General features: G+C 61.7%; 1 protein-coding gene. It reads left to right on the top strand.

The features are described from left to right. Nucleotides 1-235 precede the first annotated feature (235 nt). Nucleotides 236-1,480, top strand: a complete 1,245-nt coding sequence (locus J6497_RS40530; protein WP_225709729.1) for an IS4 family transposase — start codon at nucleotides 236-238, stop codon at nucleotides 1,478-1,480. Nucleotides 1,481-1,489 lie beyond the last annotated feature (9 nt).

Raw genomic sequence — 1,489 nt, 5'->3', positions numbered from 1 at the left:
CGCGCTAGGGCATCTACACATCTTTGGGACGCGACAGATTGACTCGGGCCGGCATGATGTGCCGTCGCCGCAGCGTTTGTATGATTCTCTCTCTGGCGCTTTGATTCGAAGGAGCGCCAGAGATGCAGCAGGAACCGGATTTGTCCCTCGGTAAGTTTGGAGACGTTCGCCTCGATAAAAGGGGGCGGCGCTTCTCCGGGCTATGCTTTGCACGCGCAGCGTCTGTTTGCGCCAGATGGCGCAGGGCGACTGGGCTGCGAACATGGCGTTCTGGCGGTTTGTGAACAATCCACAGGTCACGACCGACAAGTTGATTGAAGGCTGGAGCCTGCAGACGTCGGTCGCGGTCAGCGGGCGTCATGTGCTGTCAATCCAAGATACCAGCGAGATCAAGTTCCACACCCGTCCGGGACATCGGCGCGGCTTGGGCAAGGTCGGCAAAGGCAATGTTCGCGGCGTGCTGCTGCATGCCATGATGGCGGTCGATGCCGACAGCGGGGTCTGTCTCGGGCTCACCGGCGGCAAGGTATGGACGCGCAAGCGCACGGCCAAGATCGCTCACGAGAAGCGAGCCTTGGCCGACAAGGAGTCGGCGCGCTGGGTGACGACCGCTGAGCAAGGCCGCGATGTTCTGGCCGCTGCTCGTATGATTACCGTCGTCAACGACCGCGAGGGAGATTTCTTTGCCCACTGGGCGCTGACGCCCGCTGACAATGTCCACCTCCTGTCGCGCGCCATGCACGACCATGGGCTGGTCGATGGCGGCACGCTTTATCAGGCAGTCGAGCGGGCCCGCTTCTGCGGCAAGGCAGTGATCGATCTGCCGCAGCGGATGGATCGCCGCGGTCGCCAGGCCCACCTCTCCATGCGCTTCGGAACCGTTGTGCTCAAACGACCGCAGCGCCCCGGCGTGAAGGATCTGGCGGAGGGCATCAAAGTCAGCTTCGTGGACGTCGTCGAGTTGCACCCCCCGAAGGGCGCCAAGCCCATTCATTGGTTGCTCCTGACCACTCATCCGCTCGCCACCGCTGCCGATGCCTGGCGGATCATCTCCTGGTACAAGCAGCGCTGGATCATCGAGCAGCTCTTTCGCTCGCTCAAGAGCCAGGGTCTGCGCATCGAGGATAGTCAGCTCGACAGCGCTGAAGGCCTGATCAAACTCGTGACGATCGCCACCAGGGTAGCATGTATCGTCATCCAACTCGTTCAAGCCCGCAATGGCGGCGAAGAATTGCCGGCCGAATTTGTGTTCACGCCGGACGAGATCGAAGCCCTCAAGGCCATCAACAAAACCCTGAAAGGCCGGACCGAGCTCCAGAAGAACCACCATCGCCCCAACACTGTCGCCTGGGCGGCTTGGATCATCGCAAAGCTCGGCGGATGGACCGGCTACGCCTCGCATCGCCCACCTGGACCAATCACCTTCCACATGGGAATGGCTCGCTTCCAAATCCTCGTATACGGCCCGGCAAACGTGTAGATGCCCTAG

Source organism: Bradyrhizobium cenepequi (assembly GCF_020329485.1).
GTDB lineage: Bacteria > Pseudomonadota > Alphaproteobacteria > Rhizobiales > Xanthobacteraceae > Bradyrhizobium > Bradyrhizobium cenepequi.
The sequence above is the reverse complement of the archived record's forward strand: the minus strand, read 5'-3'. Positions and strand labels throughout refer to the sequence as shown.

Coding starts and splice junctions, on each gene's coding strand:
- J6497_RS40530 (WP_225709729.1), top strand. CDS start 236: ATGGCGCAGGGCGACTGGGCTGCGAACATGGCGTTCTGGCGGTTTGTG.